The organism is Actinosynnema sp. (assembly GCF_052038725.1).
In genome coordinates, this window is sequence record NZ_JBQGCX010001274.1 from 1 (window position 1) to 1,676 (window position 1,676).

Sequence of the window (1,676 nt, forward strand, 5' to 3'; positions counted from 1 at the left end):
CTCGATCCCGGGGTTGCGGCGCTGGAACTCCTCGACGGCCTGGTTGGTCACCTTGGCGCGGTCCTCGTTGCCCCACCAGACGAACCGGAGCGTCACCGACCCGTCGTCCGAGGCGCCGCCGCCGCACCCCGCGAGCGCCGCGGATAACAGCAGCGCCGCAGTGAGCGGAACGCCCGCCCGGCGAGCCAGTCGTGACATCGACCTCACTCCTCTGGTTGAATCGGTTCAAGCCAAAGTAGGTGAGCCAGATCACCCCGTCAACCCTCTTCGTTAGAGAATCTAACTTCCGGGGGACGGGGTTCGGCGTTCCGCGTTGAATCGGTTCACAAGCGATCGGGGAGGAGTCGGGGCGGTGCTCACCGGGTGTCCGGTGTGGACCCCGGTCACGGCACGCGCAGCGCCGCCCACACCACCTTGGTCGCCCCGTCGACGCGCACGCCCCAGTCGCGGCACAGCGACTCGACCATCTTCATGCCGTGGCCGCGGTGCGGCCCGAGCGCGGAGACGCCCAGGCGCGGCGCGGCCTCCGGGCTGCCGTCGTGGGACTGGACGACCACCTCGGGCAGGCCGTCGAACTCCTGGCGCAGCAGCACGAGCCTGCGCGGGGAGCCCGCGTGGTCGCACGCGTTCGCCACCAGCTCGGTGCAGATCAGCTCGACGTCCTGCACGAACAGGTTGTCCAGGTCGGTCAGCGCCTCGCGGACGCCTCGGCGCATCCCGGCGAGGTCGGAGCAGTCGACCGCCACGTCCAGCGCGGCCACCGCCCCGGTACCCGGCGCGGGGTCGGACCCCGGTGTGTTGGGCGGTTCGGCTAGCACGGGCAACCTCGCTGTCGGGCGTTCGCCTCGGTCGTCAGCTCACGGGTGACCGGTCCTGGTCCGTTCGACACCTGGTCAACCGCGCAACGCGTCGTCGAGCGCGTCGCGCATGTCCAGCGCCTGGCGCAGCCCCACCGCGACCAGCGCCCTGCGCACCACCGGCGAGGTGACCACCCGCAACCGCCCACCCGCCGCGCGCACCCGCTTGTCCGCGATCAGCAGCGCCTCGATGCCCGGCGAGGAGAAGAACGCGATCCCGCTGAGGTCGGTGACGAGCACGCCGCCCGCCGCGATCCCCCCGGCCAGGTCGACCAGCGGTTCGCGCAGGTCGTCCGCCGTGGAGATGTCCACCTCCCCCACCGCCTCGAACACCACCACGCCGCCGTCGAGCTGGCGGGTGGACGTCTTCAACCCCTCGGTCCGCCGTGCAGACGTCATCACACCTCATCCCAGGTATCGCCCACGACGGCGGTGCAGAGCCGCCGTGGCCCCTCAAGGAGATCACACCTGTGGGGTGGTGGCACGACGCAGGCTGGAAGAACCGAGCAGGCGGAGCCGCGACCGGGGCCGGGGTGCGGCGGTCCGCGGTCTCGCGCGGCTCGGCAGCGCGGGCGCGGCTCAGGAACCCGTTCGCAGCACGCTCAGCCCGTGATCGAGGTGCACGAGCGCGCGCGGGTGGTCCCCGAGCACCCGCGACATGGCGTTCACAGCCGCCTCCGAGGCCGCCACCGGGACGCCGCGCGCGGCTTGCGCGTCGGCGTTCCAGTCCACGAAGGACCCGAACAGCTCGGGGTCGTCGACGTAGAGCGAGGCGGCGAGGTGGTCCACCAGGCGCCCCGCGTCCTCCGGCAGCGCCTG

Annotated in this window: 2 protein-coding genes and 2 pseudogenes; all 4 read right to left on the bottom strand. The window is 72.3% G+C overall.

Annotated features, from left to right (window positions below; all coding sequences use genetic code 11):
- Positions 1–198, bottom strand: a pseudogene (locus tag ACTUAL_RS26910) (ABC transporter substrate-binding protein); the annotation flags it as partial.
- A gap of 185 nt (positions 199–383) precedes the next feature.
- Positions 384–761 carry an ATP-binding protein gene (locus tag ACTUAL_RS26915; protein WP_096491693.1) on the bottom strand — a complete coding sequence of 126 codons (378 nt, stop codon included), beginning with the start codon at positions 759–761 and terminating at the stop codon, positions 384–386.
- Positions 762–893: 132 nt separating this feature from the next.
- A complete protein-coding gene (locus ACTUAL_RS26920) occupies positions 894–1,256 on the bottom strand; it encodes an STAS domain-containing protein (RefSeq protein WP_096491692.1) in 363 nt (120 codons plus the stop codon).
- A gap of 180 nt (positions 1,257–1,436) precedes the next feature.
- A pseudogene (locus tag ACTUAL_RS26925) lies at positions 1,437–1,676 on the bottom strand (hypothetical protein); the annotation flags it as partial.

What these genes read in the sequence shown, in the direction of transcription:
- ACTUAL_RS26920 (WP_096491692.1), bottom strand. Translation starts at nt 1,256, where the DNA reads ATGACGTCTGCACGGCGGACCGAGGGGTTGAAGACGTCCACCCGCCAG.